General features: G+C 59.5%; 2 protein-coding genes. Both read right to left on the reverse strand.

Translation table 11 applies throughout. From position 1 onward, the window contains the following. Positions 1-283: 283 nt before the first annotated feature. On the reverse strand, positions 284-1,363 hold the full coding sequence (locus tag SGJ19_03510; protein ID MDZ4779301.1) for a hypothetical protein: 1,080 nt from the start codon (positions 1,361-1,363) through the stop codon (positions 284-286). 230 nt (positions 1,364-1,593) lie between these two features. Then, positions 1,594-3,522 carry an acyl-CoA dehydrogenase family protein gene (locus SGJ19_03515; GenBank protein MDZ4779302.1) on the reverse strand — a complete coding sequence of 643 codons (1,929 nt, stop codon included), beginning with the start codon at positions 3,520-3,522 and terminating at the stop codon, positions 1,594-1,596. Positions 3,523-3,877 lie beyond the last annotated feature (355 nt).

The raw sequence follows: 3,877 nt of genomic DNA on the forward strand, positions 1-3,877 counted from the left end.
AAACAACCCGAAACTTCGCCGGCATGATCAAATGGGCCTGCCTCTTACAATACCTGCGATATGACGTCAAAATCGCGTTTTGAGACAAGGCCTAGTGTTCCATTCCATGTGGCGTCCGTCAGAACGGCGGGTGCCTGGGGCTGGGGCAGACAAGTACGGTAGCCAAGTCGAATCCACTGGGGCATCGTGGCGATCTGTTGAACAACGCAACGAAGCCCCAGCGAGTTGGGCCATGGTGGCCGCAAAGTCGGCGCCCCTGCCCCAGGCACCCGGCTGGACATGCTTAGCCAAGCATGTATCGACACTGTCGATTCACCATCTCTTCGAGTTCCTCAACAAAACCGTCCCTCACTTTGGTTTCGACAAATCCCGGTGTCTCAACGAACTGAATGTCCAAGTCCTCCTCAGGCGTGTGAAAGCGCACGGCTCCCGTAGTACCCAGCACCCGTTTTCCTTGAGTAACAAGGCAACTGTGGCGAAGGATGCGAGAGTTGAGCGTGATAAACCCACGATCAATTTCATGCGGCCTCACATCTCTGTGAGCTGGTGGCACGAAGAATCGCCTGAAGTTGAGTTTGCCTTCTCCGCGAGGAAAGACCGCGCATTCAATGACCAGGACATCTTCGCGATATAGAAAATGAAGCACGCGATCCAAATGTGCGATTCTCGCCTTGCCATCACTTCCGAAGTTAACCATCCAAAGGCAGTACGTAATGTCGGCAATCTTCTCAAACCTTCCGTTCACGCCTCGCACAAATTCGTAGCCGCCACCAAATCTCTGCCGTAAGGGATACTGATTCAGCAACTCGTGAAAAATGAATTCATCAAATACATTTAATCCGATGCCAATTGCCTCTTCTGGAATCCCGACCGTCGATCGCGTGGGTCGCAAGTCTCGCATGAACGCTTCGGTGAATGGGTCGGTGCCAGTCCCGATGATGGCGACTTGATCTAGTATTGGCGTGTTGAACGTGACGGCACCATCTGTTTGAAATCCAACTATCCCATCATCATCTTGGATAAATCCGACCATTTGAAGTTTCGAGGGATGTCTGTTGAGGTGAGCCGAAAACGTCGAACGATTGAGAGGAGCGACGTAATTGAGGTCAATGATGTCGCTGATGTCATTCATTGCATCTATTTCGAATCCAGACCAACCAATTACCAAGTTGTCAGACACTAGGGCGATCTTTTGCCTTAAGCCGAGTGGCACCTTGATGCGAGCGCCAGTGAAAGTTCGCCAGGCGTCGTCAGTGGTCGGCAACATTGGCCCGATTCGCTCCCAGGGCGCTTGTCCCGCTATGAGCAAGTCCGACATCATTGCTGGCAAAGTCTTATAGCCGTACCGAACTACGACGGTCATGTGGGCACCCTCCTCGAACTAGAGACTGCGACGGATTATTTTTAGTGTGAAGCATAGTTCATACAACCTCCCTGTCGGGTTATCCTAATGCGAGCGCTCGATACGCCCAGCTCGCCACGTAGTCTCGCAACATATTGCGCAGCGAAGAGTTGCGGCAAACTTCGCAAGCGAGTCGCCCTTTCGACGGCAGCCACCAATTATCAAGAAAACAACGGTCACCGCGCACACAGCTAATTCTCATACCCCATCAAAATCTCCTCCGCCGGCACGCCTTCCAGGCCGGTCCATTTGCCGTCGGCGATGGCTTCGCCGAGTTGGCTGACGGCTCGAAAATATTTGTCGGAGGGGGGCGCGCCGGTGAGTTTTCTGGTCAGGTCGCGGCAGAGGATGTCGGCGGCGCTTTGGACGAGCGGGTCGGTCTTGTCGGCTGCGTAGAGGCTGGTGCAGAGGATGACGATGGCGTCTTGGATGCGTTGCGAGAGGTCGGCCATGCGGCATTGCCGGTCGGCCAGTTTGAGTTGATGCTTGCGCATCGTGCCGCTGATCTCGAGCGGTTGGCGTTGCAGCCAGTCGCAGGCGAATTCGGCGTGCTCGCGGAGCGCTGTCGGCATCGTCGGTAACTTTGGCACGCTGACCCAGCGCAGTTTTTCCGCGGCGAACCATTTGGCGTAGGCGCCGAGCGGCCCGTGCATGGCCAGCATGTGCGCGGGGTTCATCGGGTTAAAGTTCTTGATGCCGGCCGCTTGTTGCGCCTTGCCGATCGGCTCGAAGAACTCGGTGCCGTGGGCTTTGACGAGCGACTTGAAGAAGCTCATGCCGAGGACTTCGCCTTCCCCTTCGTAGATGCAGGGGGCGAGGTATTCGTGGATGTGATCGCCGAACAGGTGGCCGTGCAGGAAGGAGCGGCCGCCGTGCGTCTTCATCAGCAACTCGACGGCGGCTTCCTTTTGCGATTCGCTGCCGAAGATCTTGGCGATCACGCATTCCATCTCGCCGCGATAGCCTTGATCGATCAGCCCGGCGCACCATTGCACGAGGGCGTCGCACCCGACGATCATCGCGGCCATGCGGCCCAAGCGGCGGCGGACCAGCTCGCGCGTGGCGATCGCCGCGCCGTACGTGCGGCGGAACTTCGCCCAGGGGAGCATGCTGGCCAGCATTAGGCGCATCGTGCCGGCGGAGTTCGCGCAGAGTGCGATGCGACCCAGGTTCAGGCCGTGGTAAGCGATCGTCAGGCCGTCGCCTTTGACTGGCTTGAGCAGGTTCTCGGCCGGCACCGGGAGATCGCGGAAGACGATGCCTTGGTTGTAGGTTTGCTTGAGCGCGTAGAGGCCGTACTTTTTCAGTTGGAACTGGGCGTTCTCTTCCGACGGCAGGTCGACGATCAGCACCGCGGGCTTGTTCTCGATCTGGCAGACCAGGCCGATCGTGCGCCCCGGCACGACGTTGGTGATGAACAGTTTCTCGCCGTTGACGATGTATTGATTCCCGCGCAACTCGGCTTTCGTGCGCAGTGCGGTCAAGTCTGAGCCCGCACACGGTTCGGTGAGCGCGAAGGCGGAGAGCCGCTCGCCGCTGGCGAGTTTGGGGAGATAGCGTTCCTTCTGTTCCGGCGTGCCGAAGGTACGGACGGGATCGACGGCGCCGATGCAACCATGCACGCTGGCCAGCCCGGCGATCGTGGGATCGACGATCGCCATCCGCGTGAGAAAGGGCGCGAACGCGGAGAACGTGGCGCCGGAGCCGCCGTATTCCTTGTCGACCAACAGGCCCCAGTAACCGGCGCCGGCGAGGTCGCGGAGGACTTCGTCGCGGATCTTTTTGTTTTCGTCCAACAACGTGCCGGCGTCGCGATGGCGGCGCACAACGGCGACCGAATCGTCCATCACGCGCTTCACTTCCGCCGTGGGCTCGACGCGGCCGCTGCGGAACAGGTCGATGGGCACTTCGCGATCCCAGATCGCGCGGTGCGCGGGGCTGGCCGTGGTCTGGTATTGCGGGGCGAAGAGCGCTTCGACCTGGTCGTCGGCGCGGTCGATGGCCCCGGTGCGGCGGGCCTCTTCCTCGCTCTTGCCGCCGAGCTTAAGGGCCGTCTCGGCGAAGGATTGCTTTTCCTGATCGGCGGACCCGGGCCGGGCCGAGGGAGATTCGATGCTCATGACGAAAATTCCGATCGCAAGGGCGGGCGAAACGCGATTGATTGCGTACTAAGGCAGTATACTCCCCTGGCCCCGGGGGGGCGACGCGGCTTTTGGGTGCAAGGGTGCCACTGGCGGCTCGTCCGCCAGTGCGTGAGTTGCTTCGGCTTCAGCGTCCTCGCCGCACTGGCGGACGAGCCGCCAGTGGCACCCGACCGGAATTCTTAGAGTTGACAAAGCAATAGGACATCAGGGCCGTGTTCCGCGCGCTTCGGGCGATTGTGGCACACGTTACAATGCCGGCGATTCACGATGAACGACTATGTCGCACTCTCCTTGGGCATGCTCTGCGCCGGCGCCGGCGAGAGCCCCAGCC

It is taken from the genome of Planctomycetia bacterium (assembly GCA_034440135.1).
Lineage (GTDB): Bacteria > Planctomycetota > Planctomycetia > Pirellulales > JALHLM01 > JALHLM01.

What these genes read in the sequence shown, in the direction of transcription:
- SGJ19_03510 (MDZ4779301.1), bottom strand. Translation starts at nt 1,363, where the DNA reads ATGACCGTCGTAGTTCGGTACGGCTATAAGACTTTGCCAGCAATGATG.
- SGJ19_03515 (MDZ4779302.1), bottom strand. Translation starts at nt 3,522, where the DNA reads ATGAGCATCGAATCTCCCTCGGCCCGGCCCGGGTCCGCCGATCAGGAA.